The sequence below is a fragment of the Massilia sp. S19_KUP03_FR1 genome, from assembly GCF_036688685.1.
Taxonomy (GTDB): Bacteria; Pseudomonadota; Gammaproteobacteria; order Burkholderiales; family Burkholderiaceae_D; genus JALYUM01.
Genome location: NZ_JAQQPS010000033.1, coordinates 1 through 21,181 on the forward strand (window position 1 = coordinate 1; position 21,181 = coordinate 21,181).

The 21,181-nt window shown below is 63.6% G+C and carries 18 protein-coding genes and 1 tRNA gene; 14 read left to right on the forward strand and 5 right to left on the reverse strand.

The annotated features are described in order from the left end of the window. A partial coding sequence (locus V6M87_RS25205) for a CHASE domain-containing protein (protein ID WP_332879433.1) occupies nucleotides 1-719 on the reverse strand: 719 nt, incomplete at its 3' end. 118 nt (nucleotides 720-837) lie between these two features. Continuing rightward, nucleotides 838-3,201, reverse strand: a complete 2,364-nt coding sequence (locus tag V6M87_RS25210) for a DNA polymerase II (protein WP_332879434.1) — start codon at nucleotides 3,199-3,201, stop codon at nucleotides 838-840. 105 nt (nucleotides 3,202-3,306) lie between these two features. On the opposite strand from V6M87_RS25210, the gene V6M87_RS25215 reads away from it, so the two are divergent. The 3 genes from V6M87_RS25215 to V6M87_RS25225 all read left to right on the forward strand — a co-directional run bounded on the left by V6M87_RS25215 (nucleotide 3,307) and on the right by V6M87_RS25225 (nucleotide 6,192). Further along, on the forward strand, nucleotides 3,307-3,633 hold the full coding sequence (locus tag V6M87_RS25215; protein ID WP_332879435.1) for an NIPSNAP family protein: 327 nt from the start codon (nucleotides 3,307-3,309) through the stop codon (nucleotides 3,631-3,633). Between the two features lie 130 nt (nucleotides 3,634-3,763). Then, on the forward strand, nucleotides 3,764-4,639 hold the full coding sequence (locus V6M87_RS25220) for an ABC transporter ATP-binding protein (protein ID WP_332879436.1): 876 nt from the start codon (nucleotides 3,764-3,766) through the stop codon (nucleotides 4,637-4,639). Continuing rightward, nucleotides 4,636-6,192, forward strand: a complete 1,557-nt coding sequence (locus tag V6M87_RS25225) for a hypothetical protein (RefSeq protein ID WP_332879437.1) — start codon at nucleotides 4,636-4,638, stop codon at nucleotides 6,190-6,192. Before V6M87_RS25220 ends, V6M87_RS25225 begins: the two co-directional genes overlap by 4 nt. Nucleotides 6,193-6,367: 175 nt before the next feature. Here V6M87_RS25225 and V6M87_RS25230 read toward each other — a convergent pair whose 3' ends face one another. Next, the gene (locus V6M87_RS25230) at nucleotides 6,368-6,907 is read right to left on the reverse strand and encodes a hypothetical protein (RefSeq protein ID WP_332879438.1); all 540 of its coding nucleotides are present in this window, start codon (nucleotides 6,905-6,907) and stop codon (nucleotides 6,368-6,370) included. Nucleotides 6,908-7,686: 779 nt separating this feature from the next. Here V6M87_RS25230 and V6M87_RS25235 point away from each other — a divergent pair. Continuing rightward, nucleotides 7,687-8,079: a hypothetical protein gene (locus tag V6M87_RS25235; protein ID WP_332879439.1), complete on the forward strand. Its 393-nt coding sequence runs from the start codon at nucleotides 7,687-7,689 to the stop codon at nucleotides 8,077-8,079. Between the two features lie 211 nt (nucleotides 8,080-8,290). Here V6M87_RS25235 and fdhD read toward each other — a convergent pair whose 3' ends face one another. Then, nucleotides 8,291-9,130, reverse strand: a complete 840-nt coding sequence (gene fdhD / locus V6M87_RS25240) for a formate dehydrogenase accessory sulfurtransferase FdhD (protein WP_332879440.1) — start codon at nucleotides 9,128-9,130, stop codon at nucleotides 8,291-8,293. Nucleotides 9,131-9,337: 207 nt separating this feature from the next. Between fdhD and fdnG the strand changes: the two genes are divergently transcribed. The 7 genes from fdnG (at nucleotide 9,338) to V6M87_RS25275 (ending at nucleotide 18,633) form a co-directional block, all read left to right on the forward strand. Beyond that, the gene (fdnG, locus tag V6M87_RS25245) at nucleotides 9,338-12,409 is read left to right on the forward strand and encodes a formate dehydrogenase-N subunit alpha (protein ID WP_332879441.1); all 3,072 of its coding nucleotides are present in this window, start codon (nucleotides 9,338-9,340) and stop codon (nucleotides 12,407-12,409) included. A 10-nt stretch (nucleotides 12,410-12,419) separates the two neighbouring features. Beyond that, entirely contained in the window at nucleotides 12,420-13,364 is a 945-nt protein-coding gene (gene fdxH / locus V6M87_RS25250; RefSeq protein ID WP_332879442.1) for a formate dehydrogenase subunit beta, read from the forward strand. Then, nucleotides 13,354-14,094 (forward strand): formate dehydrogenase subunit gamma, encoded by a 741-nt coding sequence (locus V6M87_RS25255; RefSeq protein ID WP_332879443.1) that lies wholly within the window; start codon nucleotides 13,354-13,356, stop codon nucleotides 14,092-14,094. The genes fdxH and V6M87_RS25255 overlap by 11 nt, the downstream gene beginning before the upstream one ends. Before the next feature lie 76 nt (nucleotides 14,095-14,170). Further along, nucleotides 14,171-15,199, forward strand: a complete 1,029-nt coding sequence (fdhE, locus tag V6M87_RS25260; RefSeq protein ID WP_332879444.1) for a formate dehydrogenase accessory protein FdhE — start codon at nucleotides 14,171-14,173, stop codon at nucleotides 15,197-15,199. Continuing rightward, nucleotides 15,199-16,608, forward strand: coding sequence for an L-seryl-tRNA(Sec) selenium transferase (gene selA, locus V6M87_RS25265; RefSeq protein ID WP_332879445.1), 1,410 nt, complete (start codon nucleotides 15,199-15,201; stop codon nucleotides 16,606-16,608). The genes fdhE and selA overlap by 1 nt, the downstream gene beginning before the upstream one ends. Further along, nucleotides 16,605-18,509 (forward strand): selenocysteine-specific translation elongation factor, encoded by a 1,905-nt coding sequence (selB, locus tag V6M87_RS25270; RefSeq protein ID WP_332879446.1) that lies wholly within the window; start codon nucleotides 16,605-16,607, stop codon nucleotides 18,507-18,509. Before selA ends, selB begins: the two co-directional genes overlap by 4 nt. A gap of 28 nt (nucleotides 18,510-18,537) precedes the next feature. Continuing rightward, a tRNA-Sec gene (locus V6M87_RS25275) sits at nucleotides 18,538-18,633 on the forward strand. 2 nt (nucleotides 18,634-18,635) lie between these two features. Here V6M87_RS25275 and V6M87_RS25280 read toward each other — a convergent pair. Next, the gene (locus V6M87_RS25280) at nucleotides 18,636-19,004 is read right to left on the reverse strand and encodes a hypothetical protein (protein ID WP_332879447.1); all 369 of its coding nucleotides are present in this window, start codon (nucleotides 19,002-19,004) and stop codon (nucleotides 18,636-18,638) included. 260 nt (nucleotides 19,005-19,264) lie between these two features. Here V6M87_RS25280 and V6M87_RS25285 point away from each other — a divergent pair, with 260 nt between their 5' ends. The 3 genes from V6M87_RS25285 to V6M87_RS25295 are packed head-to-tail and all read left to right on the forward strand — an operon-like array spanning nucleotide 19,265 to nucleotide 21,144. Continuing rightward, entirely contained in the window at nucleotides 19,265-19,966 is a 702-nt protein-coding gene (locus V6M87_RS25285) for an MBL fold metallo-hydrolase (protein ID WP_332879448.1), read from the forward strand. Nucleotides 19,967-19,968: 2 nt separating this feature from the next. Then, a complete protein-coding gene (locus V6M87_RS25290) occupies nucleotides 19,969-20,673 on the forward strand; it encodes a helix-turn-helix transcriptional regulator (protein ID WP_332879449.1) in 705 nt (234 codons plus the stop codon). 54 nt (nucleotides 20,674-20,727) lie between these two features. After that, complete coding sequence (locus tag V6M87_RS25295) at nucleotides 20,728-21,144, forward strand: VOC family protein (protein ID WP_332879450.1); 417 nt, start codon at nucleotides 20,728-20,730, stop codon at nucleotides 21,142-21,144. Nucleotides 21,145-21,181 lie beyond the last annotated feature (37 nt).

The following is a 21,181-nucleotide window of genomic DNA, read 5'->3' on the forward strand; positions in this document are numbered from 1 at the left end:
CCCCCCCCGCGCCGGTACACCGGGATGTACATCACGAAGCCGGACTGCACATTGCGGCCGTTTTCCTGGATCAGGCGCACCTTGCCGGAGGCCGCCGCCTGGCCGCTGTCGCGCGCGCGCTCCAGGGCGCGCCGGCGGGTGGGATCGGTGAGCATGTCGAAGCCGGTGGCGCGCAGGTTCAGGCCGGTGAACGGCTCGATGTGGGTGATGCTGCTGTACAGGGTGCGCAGGCCAGCGGGGCGGATCGCGTAGTCGGGCAAGCCGTCGGCACGGATGCGTGCCAGGTGGGCCGGCAGCTGCGCCGGCTGGACCAGTTCGGACAAGGCGATGCCCTGGATGCCCGGGAAGCGCTGCGCCAGCTTGACGGAGTCGACGAACAGGTGGAAGTCGGCGCGCGAGACTTGCATCGACCCGAGCAGGAAAGCCTGGGTGGCGCGCTCGACCTGTTCGTAGGTGGCCATGCGCTCTTCCAGCCGGCGCACGCCCTGGCGCGCTTCGACATCGAACTGGGCCTGCCAGTAGCGCTCGAACTGCTGATGGGCGATGCGCCAGGCGCCCCACGTGGCGGCCAGTGCCAAAGCGCACACGAACAGCGCCAGCACCAGCGGCCGGCGCCGGCTCAGCGACAGCATGGCGCGCAACATGACCGGGCCGCGCCGCGCGGGCGCAGCGGCGTTGCCAGATTGGTCAGAAATGCGTACACGCGGTCCAAGGGTCATTGCTTCATCTCATTGCTGTATGACAATCATTATGGCGCAAGCCCGCCACCCTGGCGCGCCACGTTGGAATTATTTGCTGATTTTAAAGCAGTGCCAGCTTCACCGAAACACACCCGCGTCAGAACAGGGTTTGCTGGGGGCTGGTCAGCAAGGTGAAATCGTCGTCGACAAAGGGCAGGATGGCGTCGGCAATTGGCTGCAACTGGCGTTCGATATAGTGCGCATAGTCGATCGGCGCGCTGACTGCTTCGAGCGGCTGCGGGCCGGCGGTGGTCATCAGGTAGGCGATGGTGCCGCCGTTCTGGTATTGCAGCGGGCGGCTATGGGCCAGGTTGAACGCATCGGCACTGCGCGCGGCGCGCACGTGCGGCGGCACGTTGCGCTCGTAGTCGTCGAGCGTGCGGCGCAGGCGCTTGCGGTATACCAGCAAGTCGTCCTGCGCACCGGCGAGCGTGTCGCGCACATATTGCTGCAGGTAGTCGCGGTAGGGCTGGCCACGAAAAATGCGGCCGTACAGTTCCTGCTGAAACTGCCGGGCCAGAGGCGTCCAGTCCGAGCGCACCGTCTCCAGGCCTTTGTAGACCATGACATCGGCGCCACCGGGGCCGCGTGCGAGGCCGGCGTAGCGCTTCTTGCTGCCCTCGTCGGAACCGCGGATGGTGGGCATCAGGAAGCGCCGGTAATGGGTTTCGTACTGCAGTTCCATGGCGTTGCTCAGACCGTACTCGCTACCCAGGTGGGCCGTGAACCAGGCATTCACGTGCGCCACAATTGCGCGGCCGATGGCGTCGGCCTCCTCGTCGGTATGGGCGCGGCCCAGCCAGACGAAGGTCGAATCGGTGTCGCCGTAGATCACCTGGTAACCATCGTCTTCGACCAGGGCGCGGGTCTGGTGCATGATCGCGTGGCCGCGCATGGTGATCGACGAGGCCAGGCGCGGGTCGAAAAAACGGCAGCCGGGGGTGCCCAGTACGCCGTACATCGCGTTCATGATGATTTTTAAAGCCTGCGAGAGCGGCTTGTTGTGGGCGCGCTTGGCGGCGTCGCGCCCTTCCGAGATCTGTTTCACGATGGCCGGCAGGCAGTGTTTGGTACGCGAGAAGCGGGCCTGCATGAAGCCATCGACCGTCTCGCGGGGGTCAGTGCTGCGCATACCCTCGACCAGGCCGACCGGGTCGATCAGGAAGGTGCGGATGATCGACGGGTACAGGCTTTTGTAGTCCAGCACCAGCACCGAATCGTACAACCCCGAGCGCGATGCCATCACGAAGCCGCCCGGACTGTCGGCCGCCGCCACGTCGCCCAGGTTGGGTGCAACAAAGCCCTGGCGATGCATGACCGGCATGTACAGGTGCTCGAACGCGGCGACCGAACCGCCGCTGCGGTCGGCCGCCAGACCGGTGACGCTGGCGCGCTCGAGCAAAAAGGTCATCAGATCGGTGTGATCAAAAATGCGGGTGACCAGTTCGCAGTCCTTCAGGTTGTAGCGCGCCAGCGCCGGCTTGTCCTCGGCGAAGCGGCGGTTGATTTCGGCCATGCGGTCATACGGGTTGTCGATTGCCTTGCCTTCGCCCAGCAGCGTTTGCGCGACGTTCTCCAGGCTAAAGGATGGAAAACTCCAGGTGGCGCTTTTCAGGGCCTCGATGCCGTCGACCACCAGGCGGCCGGCGATACCGGCAAAAAAGTGGCCCTGGCGAGCGCCATGTTCGCGCCACGTCATCGGGCTGCCGTCGCGGCCAAGCGCCAGCGGCAGGTGGAACTGGTCGGCGTGGCGCTGCAGGATGCGCAGGTCGAACTGGATCACGTTCCAGCCGATGAGGACGTCCGGGTCGTGGCGCGCGACCCAGCCGATGAAGGCTTCCAGCAACTGCTGGCGGGTGTCGAGGTAGACCAGGTTGAAGTCGACCTCGCTGGCGTCGCCGTTCGGTGGGCCCAGCATGTAGACGTCGCGCTGGCCGCAGCCTTCGAGCGCGATCGAATACAGTTCGCCGCGCTGGGTGGTTTCGATATCGAAGGAGGCCAGCGTCAGGGTCGGGCGGTAGGCGCCGGCGGCCGGCTTGAGCACGCAGTCGAGCAGTGCGCCGCCGGGGCCGGGCTGCCCGCTAAAACTCACCGGTGCAGTAATGAAGCGCTCCATCAGGTAGCGTTCGGGCGGGCGGATATCGGCTTCGTAGACATCGACGCCGTGCTCGCGCAGGCGCTGGGCCAGTTTCAGCAAGGTGCGGTACTGCCTGCAATACAGGCCGAACACGGGCCGGTGCTGGAAGTCCAGCAGGGATAGTGGGCGCAGGTCGGCATCGCGTTCGCCGTGCAACACCTGTTCGGCCTGCTCTTTCTGGGCCAGCGGGATGAACGCGACCGCCGTCTGCAGCGGCAGGCGCAACACGCGCGCGCCGGCGTCCGTGGCGACCCAGAGGTCGACCTCGGTCCCGTGCGGCGTATCGCGCCAGTGCCGCGTCAATAAAAATCCCTGCTCGTCCAAGGTCTGCCTTCGGTGTGCCAAGGGCGCCATCATACCAATCCAGCCTGCACCGGATCGTCTGCAGGACGACGTTATAATTTGGCCACACCCTCATCAAGGAAACCCATGATCATCGAACTGCGCGTCTACCACTGCCTGCCCGGCCGGCTCCCTGCGCTCAATGCGCGTTTTGAAAACACCACGCTGGCATTCTGGGAAAAATACGGCATCCGCCAGGTCGGCTTTTTCACCACGCTGGTCGGCGCCAGCAACCACGCCCTGACCTACATGCTGGAATGGGACAGCCTGGCCGAGCGCGAAACCCGCTGGGGCGCCTTCTCGGCCGATCCGGCCTGGCTGGCCGCGCGCGCCGCGTCGGAAGCGCAGGCGCCCATCGTGGAGCGCATCGAAAATTCCTTCCTGGTACCCACCGGCTACTCGGCACTGAAATAAGCGCGCGCCGGACCAGCCCAGCGCGCACGATGACCATTCATACCGTGAAACATGCCGCCTGTCGCGCAACGACGATCGGCGCCATGGCCGCGCTCTACAGTGATGTATTCCCACTGTCCGGAGCCGTGCCATGTCATCCCTGCTGGAGCTGCAGAACGTCACCAAAACTTTCGGCAAGGGCGTCACTGCCGTGGCCGACCTGTCGCTGCGCCTGGCGCCGGGCGTGGTTGGCCTGATCGGCCACAACGGCGCCGGCAAAACCACGCTGATGCAGATGATCGCCACGCTCAGCGCACCGACCAGCGGGCGCATCCTGTTCGATGGTGTCGACATCGCAAAACGGCCGGAGACCATCCGCCGCCGCCTGGGCTTTCTGCCGCAGGACTTCGGCGTGTACCGCAACCTGACGGCGCTCGAATTCATGCAGTATTTTGCGGCGCTCAAGGGCGTGCGCGACCCGGCGCGCGTGCGCCGCCTGCTGGAACTGGTGAACCTGCACGAGCAGGCCGGGCGCATGGCCAGCACCTTCTCCGGCGGCATGCTGCGCCGCCTCGGCATCGCCCAGGCGCTGCTCAACGACCCGGACATCCTGGTGGTCGACGAACCCACCGCCGGCCTCGATCCGGAGGAGCGCCTGCGCTTTCGCAACCTGCTCGCGGACCTGGGTTGCGACAAGCTCGTGATCCTCTCGACGCACATCGTGTCCGACGTCGAAACCATCGCCGGCCAGCTGGCCATCATGCGCAGCGGCCGGCTGGTCGCTTGCGCCACGCCGGAGCAGATCCTGGCCCGTGCGCGCGGCCAGGTGTGGGCGGCCAGTGTCGACGCGGCCGAGGTTGACCACCTGCGCGCCAGCACGCATGTCCTGCAGGCGCTGCGTCAGGGCGAGAAGGTGGCGCTGCGCATCGCCCATCCGCACCCGCCCTGCCCTGGCGCGCAACTGTCCGAACCGAACCTGGAAGAAGCGTTGATGGCGCAGCGCTACGCGGTGCTGGAGCCGGCATGAAGCGCGCGGATATGGAGACGATCGCCACCCTGGCCTGGATCGAAACCCGCACCCGCGTGCGCCGCCCGGCCACGCTGGTGACGGTGCTGGCGGTGGTGGTGCTGACCTGGCTGATCGTGGTCGACCCGGCCAGCGGCATGACCATGATCGCCAGCCATGGCGCACGGGTGCGCTACACCAGTGCGGCGCTGGCGGTCGGCACCGCATCGATGGCGACGCTGCTGTTCATGATCGCAGGTTTCTTCCTGCTGCGCGGCCGCGCTGCCGAAGACCTGCGCTGCGGGATCGGCGCCGTGATCGGTGCCAGCACCCACGGCGGCATGCTGTTCCTGGTGGCCCGCTTTTGCGGCGCCGTGCTGTACCTGGCCACCTTGACCGGCGCGTTTATGCTCACCGTGCTGGCCTGCCACCTGGTGCGTGGCGAGGGACCGATCGAGCTGGTGGTCTACCTGCAAACCTACATGCTGGTGCTGGGACCGATGGCGCTGTTCACCGCCGCCTGCGCGACCCTGTTCGACAGCTGGGCGCCGCTGATGGGCAAGGCGGGCGATCTCTTATTTTTTTGCATCTGGACCGCGCAAATCGCGTTACTTGCCACTGCCGCGCACGGCGCACCAAGCGCGCTCGCGGCCGACATGATGGGCATGACCGCACTGATTACGTCCATGGCGCCCTACCTCGACGTGCACCACACCATGCTCGGCATCGCCGATTTCGAGCGCAGCCAGGCGGCGCTGACCCTGCCGCCAACACTGTGGACCCCCTCGCTGGCGGGAATGCGCTGCATCAGCGCGCTGCTGGCATTGCTGCCCTTGCTACTGGCGCTGCGGGTATTCCACCGCTTCTCGCCGGATCGCGTGCGGCCGGCGCGCGCACGCGCGCGCCGCTCGCCGCTGGCGCTGGTCGACAGCGCTCTGCGCCCACTCTCCCGCCTGACCCAGCCGCTGTTCTTGCTGGCTGCCCGCCTGCCCGGCGGCGCCGGACAAACCGTGGGCGAGATCGCGCTGACCCTGAGCGCCGCACCCTCCGCCATCGCCTTGTTGCTGGCAGCCCAGGTGCTGGCCGTGGCGCTGCCCACGCCGGCGCTGGGCGCCCTGGCGCTGGGCTGCGTGGCGTGCTGGGGCGTGCTGATTGCGGACCTGTCGACGCGCGACGGCGACGCGGCCTGCGCCAGTCTCACCGGCGCCGTGCCCGGCGGCGCCGCTCGCCGCTACTGGCGCCAGCTGGCGGCAACGTGCTGGTTGGGATGGCTGTTCACCGGCCTGGTGGCCTGGCGTCTGGCGGCAGCCGATCCCGTGCGCGGCGGCGCGCTGCTGGCGGGCGTGTTCGCGCTGGCCGCCTTTGCCAGCCTGCTCGGGAGCACCAGCGGCACGGCGCGCACTTTCCTCGCGCTGTTCCTGCTCGGGCTGTATTGCAGCATCAATATCGACACGCTCGCCTGGGTCGACATGGTGGGCTTCCACGGGTCGGCCACCGCGAAATCGGCAGGGGCATGGGCTGGCGCCGGTCTGCTGGCTGCATGCGGCGGGCACTGGTGTAACCGCCGCACTTAACATCGGACTACGCGTATCCTGCAACCCGACGAGGGCCGCGCCGAGCTTGCGACCATCTTATCAGCCGTCGCCATCGCAGGAAGTGGCGTGGGAATAGTGAATGCAGTTGCGACGCCTATAGCAGCTGATGTTTTATCTGTGCTGAAAGCTTCGCTACAACGGTAGCGCGCAACAGCTACTTGGGTGTGCTAGCGCCTGCTGCTCCTTGCGCTGCCGCCGCTGCAGGCGTGGTCGTTACTGCGCTGGCAACCACAGCCGAAATCACCGCTGCCTGTTGTACAATTTGCGCTGCGGAAATAGTCGCTTGTGCGTCCTTTATTTCTTTTCCTCCAAAATGTTTCCAAGCCTTCTTGGCCATTTTATTCGCTTGCTTATACATCCATCCTTCGTACGTCCTGCTGGCCGCTGCGATCCACGTTACGTTATCTCGATTTCCATGTACTTCGGCAACGGGGTGGTAAATATCGTCTGTTGAGTTATATTTCCAGGTAATCATCCCTTGTTTATCATTCTCTTGATAGTAGAACGAAATATGGAACGATTGGACTTTACCGTTTCCTTTATCTGTTACGCACGAAACATGCCACCTGTAGTCGTACTCTGTTTTATCGTTGCTTCCTAGCAGTCCATCCCAAATATTGGGAAGAAAAATGCAGCGAGGATTAACATGCGGCAATGAAACTGCCTTGCGCGTATCGACAAATTGACGAGACATTTGATTATCTTCCTAAAATTAGAGATCAGTAAGCGTACTGATGCAGGCGCTGTGATGGCCGGATGTTCGCAATTCTGGTAATCAGGTAAAAAACTGGATGGCGACTGATGCTTGATCGATTGAACAACGCTACCATAGATTGCGAGAGATCGGCAATCCAAATATGCCCTGGCGTGTTGCAAAAACTTCCGCTTCGGATACAGAGTAAGGGTAGGCCCGGAAAGTACAACATTAAAACCCGTTCTGGATTGTGACGGTATAAATCTCGGCACTGCGGGGATTTCGATAGATGAACACAAATTGCACCCGCATACTAGTTAATGCTTTGAAGCGCGTTGATTGTGATTGCCGGTTCGCGCACACGTCCGGCGGCGCCAAGTCGGCTCGGATCGACCTCATCGCCGCGCTGATTTTTGTCCGGCCAAGTGCGACGCCGGGGTCTGTACGCAGCGAGTGGATCGATCAACTGATTACAACGGCTTCTTGCAGATCACACGAACCGTGGCTGCGATGTTTAAAGCGCATGGCATTTTTGGTGGTGCATCGGTTATCGTTTGACTAATCTGCGTTTGGTTTGAGCCAAATCAAACATCTCCTCCCTATGTTTTGAGCATCCTTTTGCACTGTTAAGCTCGGTTCACAATGTGAATTGAAGTAGCGCAAAGCGCTGACTTCTGACCCGCCAGGCAGAGACCTGCGGCGCGGTCGAATGCGCTTTGTTCGGAGGACACACCGTCCGCCAATTCCGGTTGATTTTTATAATCTACCCAGGAGGCGTTATGGAAGCATTGGCAGGCAAAAAGCAGATGTCATTCGGTGGCAAAGGCGGAAGTTTTAGTTCCATTCAAGATACCGGTGGCAAGCAAGTGGTGATCAGAGGCGGCACGCAAATCGATTCGATTCAAATCGGAAATTCCAGATATGGCGGCGATGGTGGAAACCCGGTGGCGAATTTCAAATTGCCGGCCGACGGCAAATTTTCGATTTTGCGCATGTGCATCAATCACGATGTGGTGGGCTACATCCGGTTGACGTGCGATGGCACGATCTACGAAGCAGGCCAGGTCACTGGCGATGGCGATCTGGACTTCGGCAGTGGTCTGCCGGTCTCCTTCGCAGGCGTCGCCAGTGGGTCCAAAGTCGACATGCTCCTGTTTAACACGTTCTTCTAAAAGCGCCCGGCGTGCTCGCGACCGTCTTCCGTTCGCGGCACGTCCTTCGCCCCACCTCGTTCTACACAACTCGACAGCATCCCGATTTTGCGTCGCGCTTTGCGGGTCTGCGCCGAGGCGCGGACGTCGGGCATCTGGTGTCGACCAACCCGCCCTGACCGCCGGGCGCGGATCGCCTGAAAGAGCGGCCCCCACCGCAGCACCGCCGGCATCAATCCAGCAGCAGCCCGGCCGGGTTGGCGTAACAGACAAAATCCTCCCCGCGCGCGAACGCGATGACCGTCATGCCGCACCCCTCGGCCAGCCGGATCGCTGCCGCCGTCGGGGCCGACACCGCCACCAGCGCCGCCACGCCCGCCATCGCGGTCTTTTGCGCCATCTCGACACTGACCCGGCTGCTGATGAGCATGAAACCGGCCGGATCGCGCGCCGGCAGGCGCGCCATGGCGCCAATCACCTTGTCGAGCGCATTGTGGCGGCCCACGTCTTCGCGCACGATCAACAGCGAACCGTCGCCGCCGCACCACGCCGCCGCGTGCGTCGCACCAGTCAGGCGGTTCAAAGGCTGTTCACCTTTCAATCCCGCCAGCGCGCGCACGATGGCGGAGCGGGCCAGCGGCGCCGGCCGCGTCAGCACCGGCAAGCTACGATAGACCTGGTCGAGGCTGTCCACCCCACACAGGCCGCAGCCGGTGCGCCCGGTGAGCGAGCGGCGCCGCTCTTTCAAGGCGACGAACGCGCGGCTGGCGATCTCCAGGTGCACGGCCACGCCCGCCTCCCCCACTTCGATGTCGATGCCATAACACTCGGCAGCGTTGTCGATAATCGCCTCGGTCAGCGAAAACCCCAGCGCGAACGCCTCCAGGTCGCGCGGCGTGGCCATCATTACCGCATGCGAAATGCCGTTGTAGACCAGCGCCACCGGCACTTCTTCGGCAAGGTGATCCATCGCATCGGTGGCGACGCCGCCGCGCAGGCGCAGCACGGTTTGCTCAGCAGCAGGCGCAGGAAGATGCAAAGCAGACGCGTCGTTCGGTTCGGCAGGATTCATGTTTTGAATAAGAAATGGTGAAAAAGCGCACACTGCCCCTACGGAAAACTTTTGTTGCAGTCAAGAAAAATATGGGAGTACACTTTTGAAACGCCCTATTTTCGCGCATATCCTTGATGTAGGTCACCGTCATCAACGAAATTTTGCACCAGATGTTAAACTCTGCCCGTTTTACTTTTAGATTTCCCCCCTAGAGAGGCCCCTCTTATGAACCAGATGTCACGCCGCCAGTTCCTAAAGGTAACTGGCGCCACCATCGCGGCTTCCAGTATCGCGGCGCTCGGCTTCGCTCCGGCTACGGCATATGCCGAAGTCCGGCAGTACAAGCTCGCGCGCACGACTGAAACCCGCAACACCTGCCCGTATTGCTCGGTCGGGTGCGGCATTTTGATGTACGGTCTTGGCGATGGCGCAAAAAATGCCGCCGCCAGCATCATCCACATCGAAGGCGATGCCGACCACCCGGTCAACCGCGGCACCCTGTGCCCGAAAGGCGCCAGCCTGATCGACTTCATCCACAGCCCGAACCGCCTCACCGTGCCGGAATACCGCGCACCGGGCGCGACCGAGTGGAGCCCGATCTCCTGGGACGACGCGCTCACCCGCATCGCCAAGCTGATGAAGGAAGACCGCGACGCCAATTTCATCGAGAAGAATGCGGACGGCAAAACCGTCAACCGCTGGCTCACGACGGGTATGCTGGCTGCATCGGCATCGTCGAATGAAGTCGGCTACCTGACGCACAAAACCATTCGCTCGCTGGGAATGTTGACGTTCGATAACCAGGCGCGTGTATGACACGGACCGACGGTGGCAGGTCTTGCCCCGACGTTTGGCCGTGGAGCGATGACGAATCATTGGGTCGACATCAAGAATGCCGATGTGATTCTGGTCATGGGCGGCAATGCCGCTGAAGCACACCCGTGTGGTTTCAAATGGGTCACCGAAGCGAAGGCGCATAACAAAGCCAAGCTGATCGTTGTCGATCCACGTTTTACCCGTACTGCCTCCGTGGCCGACCATTACGTCGCCACCCGGACTGGTACCGATATCGTCTTCCTCGGCGCGATCGTCAATTATTTGATGACCACCGACAAGATTCAGCACGAGTACGTCCGCAATTACACGGACATGTCCTTCATCGTGCGCGAAGATTTTGCGTTCAATGACGGTTTGTTCTCGGGCTACGACGAAAAAGCCGGCAAGTATGCCGACCGCGCCAGCTGGAATTACGAGATGGGCGAAGACGGTTTTGCCAAGGTCGATCCGACCCTGCAAGACCCGCGCTGCGTCTACCAGTTGATGAAAAAACACTACTCCCGCTACACGCCGGAGATGGTGGAAAAGATTTGCGGCGTGAAACCTGCGCAATTCCAGTTGGTGGCAGACGCCCTCGCGTCGACCGCCGTGCCTGGTCGCGCCGGTACCATCCTGTACGCACTGGGCTGGACGCACCACTCGACCGGCGCGCAAACTATCCGCCTCGGCGCGATGGTGCAACTGCTGCTCGGTAACATCGGCATCGCCGGCGGCGGCATGAATGCGCTGCGCGGGCACTCGAACATCCAGGGTCTGACCGACCTCGGTTTGATGTCGAACCTGCTGCCGGGCTACATGACGCTGCCGTTCGAAGCGGAACAGGATTTCGGCAAGTACATCGAGGCGCGCGCCTCGAAGCCGCTGCGTCCGAACCAGCTGAGCTACTGGAGCAACTATAAAAAGTTCCACGTCTCGCTGATGAAAGCCTGGTGGGGCGATGCGGCCACGGCCGACAACAACTTCGCGTTCGACTACCTGCCAAAGCTGGACAAGCCTTACGATTTGCTGCAGGCCATCGAACTGATGCACCAAGGCAAAATGACCGGCTACATCTGCCAGGGCTTCAATGTGCTGGCGTCGGCGCCGAACAAGCAGAAGGTACAGGAAGCCCTGTCCAAGCTGAAGTTCCTGGTCGTCATGGATCCGCTGGCCATCGAAACGGCGGAATTCTGGAAGAACCACGGCGAATTCCACGACGTCGATCCGAAAGCGATCCAGACCGAAGTGTTCCGCCTGCCGACCACCGTGTTTTCCGAAGAACGCGGTTCGCTGGTGTCGTCCTCGCGCGTGCTGCAGTGGCACTGGCAAGGTTCGGAGCCACCGGGCCAGGCGAAAAGCGACCTGGAAATCATGTCCGGTCTCTTCATGCGCATGCGCAAGATGTACCAGAAGGATGGCGGCAAGTTCCCCGATCCGATCGTCAACCTGACCTGGCCGTATGCCCGTCCGATGAGTCCGCAGCCGGAAGAAATCGCGATGGAGTTCAACGGCAAGGCGCTTGTGGAAATTCCGGATCCAAAAGATCCGCTTAAGGTGATGCTGAAAAAAGGCGAGCAGCTCGCTGGCTTTGCCCAGCTCAAGGACGATGGTTCGACCTCGTCGGGTTGCTGGATTTTCGCCGGCAGCTGGACCGCCGCGGGCAACCAGATGGGTCGCCGTGACAACAGCGACCCGACCGGCATCGGCAATACGCTGAACTGGGCCTGGGCCTGGCCGGCCAACCGCCGCATCCTGTACAACCGTGCGTCCTGCGACACCAAGGGCAAACCGTTCGATCCAACCAGGAAACTGATTGGCTGGAATGGCACGGCCTGGACCGGCGCGGACGTGCCGGATTTCAAGGCGGACGAACCGCCGGAAAATGGCATGAACCCATTCATCATGAACGGCGAAGGTGTGGCACGTTTCTTCGCACGCGGCATGTTGAATGAGGGGCCGTTCCCCGAGCATTACGAACCGTTTGAAAATCCGGTCGGCAAGAACTTGATGCACCCGAATAATCCGCGCGCCACCAGCAATCCGGCGGCACGGGTGTTCCCGGGCGACCGTGCGCAGATGGGCACGGCCAAGGACTATCCGCACGTGGCCACCACCTACCGTTTGACCGAGCACTTCCACTACTGGAGCAAGCATGCACGCCTGAATGCCATCATCCAGCCGGAACAGTTCGTGGAAATCGGCGAGGGTCTGGCAAAAGATATCGGCGTTGCGAATGGCGACAAAGTCCGGGTTTCCTCCAAGCGCGGCACGATTACGGCCAAAGCGGTGGTGACCAAGCGGATCAAATCGCTGCTGATCGACGGCAAAATGACGCACACGGTCGGCCTCCCGATTCACTTCGGTTTCAAGGGACTCACGAAACCGGGCTATCTCACCAACACCCTCACACCAGTGGTGGGTGACGGTAATTCGCAGACACCGGAATTCAAGTCGTTCCTGGTGAAAGTCGAGAAGGCATAGGGAGAAATTTATGGCATTGCAATCATTAGATATCAAGCGCATGTCGGCGACGACTGTGCAGCCACCCGTTGCACGCTCGCCTGCCGTTGGTGCGGTCGCCAAACTGATCGATGTATCCAAATGCATCGGTTGCAAGGCATGCCAGACGGCCTGCATGGAGTGGAACGATCTGCGCGACGACGTCGGCAGCAACATCGGCGTGTACGACAACCCGATCGACCTGACCCCGCAATCGTGGACCGTGATGAAGTTCTCGGAAGTGGAGAAGGACGACGGCAACCTCGAGTGGCTGATCCGCAAGGACGGCTGCATGCACTGCGAAGACCCGGGCTGCCTGAAAGCCTGCCCGGCGCCGGGCGCGATCGTGCAGTACACCAACGGCATTGTGGATTTCCAACAGGAAAACTGCATTGGCTGCGGTTACTGCGTCAGCGGTTGCCCGTTCGACGTGCCGCGCATCTCGAAAGTCGATGACCGCGCCTACAAGTGCACGCTGTGCTCGGATCGCGTGGCCGTCGGCCAAGAACCGGCATGCGTGAAAACCTGCCCGACCGGCGCCATCGTGTTCGGCACCAAGGAAGACATGAAAGTCCACGCTGCCGAGCGCATCGAGGACTTGAAGTCGCGCGGTTACGCCAACGCCGGCCTGTACGATCCACTGGGTGTCGGCGGTACGCACGTGATGTACGTGCTGCACCATGCCGACAAGCCAACGCTGTACAGCGGCCTGCGCAAGAATCCGAAGATCAGCCCGATGGTTGGTCTCTGGAAAGGTGCTGCAAAACCGCTGGCGCTGGCCGGTATGGCAGCGGCCGCAGTAGCGGGCTGGTTCCACTATTCGCGCATCGGACCGAACGAGGTCACAAAGGTCGAGGAAGCCGAAGCGCTGGAAGCGGCCCGTGAGATCAAGGGTGAACGGGTAACGAAAAACGCGGAGGACAACCATGAGGCCTGATGCCCACCGCGTCCAACCGGACGCCCGCCATGACGTCGATGGCAATCCGTTGATCGAACGCTACCGTCCGAACGAGCGCAGCAACCACTGGGTGACGGCGATTCTGTTCATCCTGCTGGCAATCTCCGGCTTGGCCATGTTCCATCCGGCCATGGCCTGGATGGCCGTGTTCCTCGGCGGCGGACAATGGACCCGCATCCTGCACCCGTTCCTGGGTGTGCTGATGTTCGTCTCGTTCGGCTGGCTGGTGATCCGTTTCTGGCATCACAACTTGCTGGAAAAGCAGGACAAGCAGTGGCTCAAGCAAATCGGTGACGTGTTGCACAACCGTGAAGAAAAGCTCCCGAAGGTCGGCCGTTACAACGCCGGCCAGAAGATCCTGTTCTTTGTGCTGATTGCCTGCATGGTCGGCTTGTTGCTTTCTGGCATCGTGATCTGGCGCGCCTACTTTTCGGCATACTTCCCGATCGGTCTGCGCCAATTCTCCAGCCTGATCCACGCCTTCTTCGGGTTCGTCATCATCGTTTCGATCATCGTCCACATCTACGCAGGTTTGTGGATCAAGGGCGCGGTCGGCGCGATGGTGCGCGGCACCGTCACCTATGGCTGGGCGCGCAAGCACCATCCGCTGTGGTTCGAGCAGGTGATGCAGGACGAGAAACGTGCCGGTATCAAAACCGAAACGGCTGCCGAGATGCACGCGGCGCAGTCGAAACACGACGCGCACTGAGCGACTAACGCGCTTCTGCACTAAAATATGCCGGGCCGCAATCAACGCGGTCCGGCTTTTTCATTTGGGGAATACCTTGGTACAACGTCTGCTGCAACCCGGCGAGATCGAAACGCTCGATCACAACGCCATCATCCGTCTGCACCTGCCACAGCCAGCCGCTCTGTTTACGGCGCGCGCCACGCGCTTGCGCCAGCTCGCCGCCAACCAGATCGAGGCCATTCCGGTCGAGCCGGGCTACAGCGGCTACCTGCTGGCCATGGCCGCACTGGTCGACGCGCAGGCCAACGTCGTCGCCCAACGTGGCGCGCTGGGAATTACCTTGCCCGCCGACCAGCTGATGCAACAAGCGCACAACCACAATATGCCGCCGCTGCCTGCCAGCGGCGCGCGTCCTGCCGAATGGCGCGCCGTGTTCGCCGAGCTGCTCGCTGCGCTCGAGAGCGATGCGCACGTTGCCACCCAGATGGCCCCGGCCCTGGCGCACCTGCGCGCTCTCGGCAGCGCCGAGCTGGAAGGCATTGCCGACCTGGTGCTCGACGGCGCCACCGATGGCGTCGATACCCTGGCCGCACCGTTCGTCGCCGCCAGCCTGCAAGTGTGCTGGACCATCATGGCGGCGCAGCTCGACGTCAGCTGGGCCAGCCCGCTGATCACCGGTACCTTGTGCCCTGTGTGCGGCTCGCACCCGGTTGCCAGCGTGATCCGCATCGGCGGCCAGTCGCAGGGTTACCGCTACCTGCACTGCTCCCTGTGCGCCAGCGAATGGCACATGGTGCGGGTCAAGTGTTCGTGCTGCGAACACAACGAAAAGATCCAGTACCAGTCCATCACCGGTTTCGATACCCCGGAAGCGGGCGCCATCGATCCGGATACGCACGGCCAGACGCGACTCAATAAACTGTCCGACCCAACCAAGATGGCGCGCGCAGAAACCTGTGACAGCTGCCATACCTACAGGAAGATATTTAATCAAGAGCACGATTACAATATCGACCCGCTGGCCGATGACCTGGCCAGCCTGACGCTTGACGTGCTGGTGTCGGAATTGGGTTATGCCCGCGCCAGCGGCAATCCGCTGCTGTGGTTGAAGGAAGAAGTGTAATGACGGCGCCGCTGGAGGTGCCTTCGACTGCGTCCCAGCGGCGCTTGCCTGCCGTGCACGTGCTGCTGGCGCAGCCGCAGTGCCAGCCACTGGTCAAGCAATACGGCCGCGAGCAGACCACGAATGCCGTGCGCGCCGTGCTCGACACGCTGCGCGCGGCGCCGGCCGCCGACACCTCGCTTGACGCGGTGCTGGTGCAGGTCGCCGCCGCGCTGGCGCACGACAATGAATCGTCGATGCGCCCGCTTTACAACCTGACCGGCACCGTGCTGCACACCAACCTCGGGCGCGCACTGTTGCCCGACGAAGCCATTGCCGCCGTGGTCGACGCGATGCGCTGGCCGATGAACCTGGAATGGGACATCGAGACCGGCAAGCGCGGCGACCGCGACAGCCTGGTCGAAGAACAGTTGCTGGCCTTGACCGGCGCCGAAGCCGTCACGGTGGTCAACAACAATGCGGCCGCCGTGCTGCTGCTGCTGGCCACGCTGGCCACGCACAAGGAAGTGATCGTCTCGCGCGGCGAACTGGTGGAAATTGGCGGCGCGTTCCGCATCCCGGACATCATGAGCCGGGCCGGCGCCGTGCTGCGCGAAGTCGGCAGCACCAACCGCACTCACCTGCACGATTACGACGACGCAATCGGCCCCGATACCGCGCTGCTGATGAAGGTCCATTGCAGCAATTACGCCATCACAGGCTTTACCAAGGCGATCGAGCTCGATGAGCTGGTGCCGCTGGCGCGTGCGCGCGGCATCCCGGTGGCCGTGGACCTGGGCAGTGGCACCCTGGTCGACCTGGAACGCTACGGCCTGCCGCACGAAACCACGGTGCGCGAAACCATCGCCGCCGGCGCCGATCTGGTCACCTTCAGCGGCGACAAGCTATTGGGTGGCCCCCAGTGCGGCATCATCGCCGGGCGCGCCGACCTGATTGCCGCCATCAAAAAACACCCTTTAAAACGCGCGCTGCGGGTCGGCAAGCTGACCCTCGCCGCGCTGGAACCCGTGCTGAACCTGTACCGCGCGCCGGACCTGCTGGCCGAGCGCCTCACCACGCTGCGCCTGCTGACCCGGCCCGCCGGCCAGATGCAAGCCATCGCCGCGACCTTGCTGCCGCAGTTTCAGACGCTGCTGGGTGCGGACTGGATCGTCACGGCTGAGCCGATGGCCAGCCAGATCGGCAGCGGCGCCCTGCCCGTCAACGTGTTGCCCAGCTACGGCCTGGTGATGCGCCCGGCCAGTCGCCAGCGCGGTAATCCGCTGGGACGCCTCGAGCAGCGCCTGCGCGCCCTGCCGCGCCCGGTCATCGGCCGCGTCCAGGACGACGCGCTCTGGCTCGACCTGCGCTGCCTGGAAGAGGGTCACGTGGCCGATTTCTCGGCGCAATTGCACCAGCTCGCCGCATGATCGTCGGTACCGCCGGCCACATCGACCATGGCAAAACCACGCTCACGCGCGCACTGACGGGGGTCGACACCGACCGCCTGAAGGAAGAAAAAGCACGCGGCATCTCGATCGAGCTGGGCTACGCCTACTGCGCCCTGGCCAGTGGCGAACGGCTCGGCATCATCGATGTGCCGGGCCACGAAAAATTCATCCGCACCATGGCCTCGGGCGTTACCGGCATCGACCTGGCCTTGCTGGTGGTGGCCGCCGACGACGGCATCATGCCGCAAACACGCGAACACCTGGCCATCCTGCGCCACCTGAACGTTACGCGCGCGGTGGTCGCCATCACCAAGGCTGACCGCGCCGATGGTGCGCGACTGACCGAGGTCGAAAATGATATCGCCATGCTGCTGGCGCATACCCCGTTCGATGGCGCGCCACTGTTTCGCACCAACGCCACCGACCCGCAGGACCCCGGCGTGGCCGGCTTGCTGGCCTATTTCGACAGCGTGGCGGCCGATTTGCCGGGCCACGGGCAGGACAAACTGTTCCGCCTCGGCGTCGATCGCAGTTTCGTGCTGGCCGGGCGCGGCACCGTCATCACCGGCACGGCGCTGTCGGGCAGCGTGGCGGTGGGTGACAGCCTGGTGCTGGCGCCCGGCGGAGAAACCGTGCGGGTGCGCGCCATCCACGCCCAGAACCAGGCCGCCGACAGCGGCCACGCCGGCCAGCGCCTGGCCTTAAACCTGGCCGGCATCGCCAAGGGCGACATCGAACGCGGCAACTGGCTGGTGGCCCCAAGCCTGGCCGCGTGCTCGGAACGACTCGATGCGGATATCACGCTGGGCGCCGATGCACCCGCCTTGACGGCCTGGATGCCGGTGCACGTGCACCTGGGCGCGGCCCACCACCTGGCGCACCTGGTGCCGCTCGATGATGCCGCTTCGACCCAAACGCTGGTGCAGCTGGTGTTCGACACGCCGGTGCACGCCGTGCCGGGCGACCGCTTCGTGTTGCGCAACGCGCAGGCCACGCTGACCATCGGCGGTGGCGTCGTGCTCGACCCGTTCGGCGCCGCGCGCAAGCGGCGCAGTCCGGCGCGCCTCGCGTGGCTGGCGGCGCTGCGCCGTTTCGCGCTCGACCAGGACGCGGCCGCCTTGCTGGCAAGCGCCCCGGCCGGCCTGCGCCTGTCGCTGCTGGTGCGCCTGACACAACTGGCGCCGGAAGCGCTGACACTGTCCGCCGCCACGCTGCGCTTGCCGCTCGCTGGCGGCGACCAGTTGCTGATCGACCCGGCCACGCTGGCGCCGCTGCAGCAGAAGGTCATCGACGCCATCGCCGCGTTCCACGCGCGCGTGCCGGACGATGTGGGACCGGAGCGCTGGCATTTGAAACGCATGGTGTATCCGGATGCCGACGAGGCGCTTTGGACCGGGCTGCTGACCACGCTGCTCGAGCAAGGTTTATTGCGCGCCAGCGCCAACCGCCTGCACCTGCCATCGCACAGCGTCGAGCTGACCGAAGCGGAACAGGCCACCGGCGCGATCCTGATGGCGCTGCTGGAAAGCGGCCGTTTCGATCCACCGTGGGTGCGCGACCTGGCCGCGACGCAATCCCTGCCGGAAGACGAGGTGCGGCGCCTGCTGCGCAAGCTGGCACGCGCCGGCCTGCTCAACCAGGTAGTGACGGACCTGTTTTATCACCCGCGTTCGCTGGCCGCGCTGGCGCGCCTGATCGCCACCTCGAGCGATGGCGAAACGGCGAGTTTTCGCGATGCGACCGGCCTCGGACGCAAGCGGGCGGTACAGGTATTGGAGTATTTCGACCGAACCGGCTATACTCGGCGCATACAAAACCGGCACTTGCTGCGTCCAAACGCAACGTGGCCGGAAGAAACAAACCCCGATGCAGCTGCCTGACCGGGGTTGGTTTTAGTAGATGTACAACGGAGGGCAATCACATCCGGTGGTGTGGCCGGGCTTCAAACCCGGTTGGGGGCGTCAGCCGTCCCCATGTAAGTTCGACTCTTTCTGCCTTCCGCCAATTCACTTGCCGCTCTGTGCCGGCGAAACATCAAACGCCTTCTGCTCGACGGTGCTGCCCGATTTCTCGGACGGCTGCGTTTCCATGGCCGCTTCGGCACTGGTGCCGGCGCTGGTTTTGGCGCCCTTGGCGCTGGCGATTTTCTTCGGCTTGGTGGCTTTCGATTTGCCGGCCTGGCCGGCGTTTGAATCGCCTGCCTTGTTGGTGTTCTTCTGTGCCGTCGCACTTTGCGACGGGGTCGCATCGATGGCGGCCTTGCTTTGTGCGGTGTCGCCCGGCGGGTTCGAGTAATTCACGACCGAGTGGCTCTGGCCGAAGGCGGCGCCCGCGCACAACATGGCGAATACGCCGGCAGTCAGTTTGGTTTTCATGGTAGTTCCCTTGCAAGAATGCGACAGTCGCACGGTACTGTCTGTTTCCGCTATTGTGCCTGCCGCAATCAGTTATTGACGTAGGAGAAGTTCCCGCGCATAGGTCAGTGGCGATCTGCTGATGCTGTTACCGACCGCCTGGCGCACCTATAATGGCAGGATCGTCACCACTGCATCGGACCGAGCATGACCGTCGACTGGCGCCATTTCACCTCCTGGACGGCGCTGGCCGAGCGTCCCACAACGAGAATCCTACCGATATGAAACACTATCCGATCCAGCTGTTCGACGCTGCCTCGTCGACCTTCACCTACCTGCTGGTCGACCCGGCCAGCCGCGCCGCCGTGCTGATCGACCCGGTCGACCACCACGTCGAGCGCGACCTGGCGCACCTGCGCCGCCTCGATTTGCAATTGACGTACGTGCTCGAAACGCACGCGCATGCCGACCACGTCACCTCGGCCGGCGAACTGTGCCAGCGCACCGGCGCCATCTCGGCCGTACCGAGCGGCTGCGGCATTGCGCCAGCCCTGGTGCAACTCATTGACGGCGACGTGATCCGCTTCGGCCTCGGCGAAACGGTGCAGGTGCTGCACACGCCCGGCCACACCGCCGGCAGCATGTGCTACCTGTGGCGCGGCAACCTGTTTACCGGCGACACCTTGTTAATCGACGGCTGCGGGCGCACCGATTTCCAGGGCGGCAGCGCAGCCAGCCTGTACGACAGCGTGATCACTAAACTGTTCACGCTGCCGGATGCCACCATGGTCTGGCCGGCGCACGATTACAAGGGCCAGTCGGTCTCGACCATTGGCTGGGAACGCCAGCACAATGCCCGCCTGGCCCGGCGCAGCCAGGCCGATTTCGTCACCTTGATGGGGCAGCTCGATTTGCCACGACCGCGGCTGATGGATATTGCAGTGCCGGCCAACCGCAACCTGGGCTTGCCGCACGGCGTCTGAGCATGTCCCGTTCCGAACGCCTGCTGCACCTGCTGCAAGTGTTGCGCCGCCACCGCCAGCCGGTCAGCGGCCAGGCGCTCGCGCGTGAAACGGGTGTCAGCATCCGCACGCTGTACCGCGACATCGCCAGCCTGCAGGCGCAAGGGGCAGACATTGCCGGCGAAGCTGGCGTGGGCTACGTCATGCAGCCAGGTTTCATGCTGCCGCCGCTGATGTTCGGCGCCGACGAACTCGACGCGCTGGTGCTCGGCATGCGCCTCGTGGCAGACCTTGGCGACCCTGCCCTGGCGCAGGGCGCCGCGAATGCCCTGGCCAAGCTGGCCGCCGTGCTGCCGCCCGAACTGCGGCGCGAGGCGCAGACCTCGGCGCTGCTGCCCGGTTTCGGGCGCCCGGCCGTCGCGCAAGGCGTGGTGGCAGCGGCGCCGCTGCGGGCCGCGATCCGCGCCGAACGCAAGCTGTCGATCCGCTACCGTGACCCGTCCGGCACCGTGTCTGAACGCGTGGTGTGGCCCTACGCGCTGGTCTACTTCGACCTGACCCGGGTCTTGATGTGCTGGTGCGAGCTGCGCGGCGCGTTCCGCAATTTTCGCGTCGACCGCATCGCCGCGGCCGACACGCTGGCCGAACGCTATCCGCGCCACCGCCAAGCGCTGCTCAAGGAATGGCGCAAGCAGGAGTTTGTGCCGGAGCGCAGCATGCTGCCATAAATTGACAGCAGCGCTGGCTAAGATGGGTCTCCTTTCAACTTACCCGGAAACGCCATGACCCTGACTGCCACCCCCCACCTCAATTTCCGCGGCAACGCACGCGCCGCGCTCGCGTTTTACCAGGCCGCGTTCGACGGCGCACTCACCCTGGTCTCCTACCAGGATGCCGGTCAACCGCATCCTGCAGAAGAAGCCAACCACGTCATGTGGGGCCAGGTGGCGACGCCCGGCGGCCTGCGCGTGATGGCCTTCGATGCCCCTGCCAGCCTGCCGTGGCACGCCGGTGAAAATGCCTACTATGTCACCGTCGGCAGCAATACCACGGCAGACATCGCCGCATCCTGGGACAAGATGCAAGACGGCGCCACCATCCTGCAAGCACTGGCGCCGGCGCCCTGGTCGCCGCTGTACGGCATGCTGAAGGATCGGTTCGGCGTCACGTGGGTGTTCAGCGTCGCCGGCGCGGCGTAAGCGTGGCCGCATGACTGGCGCACTGTTGTTCCGGGCG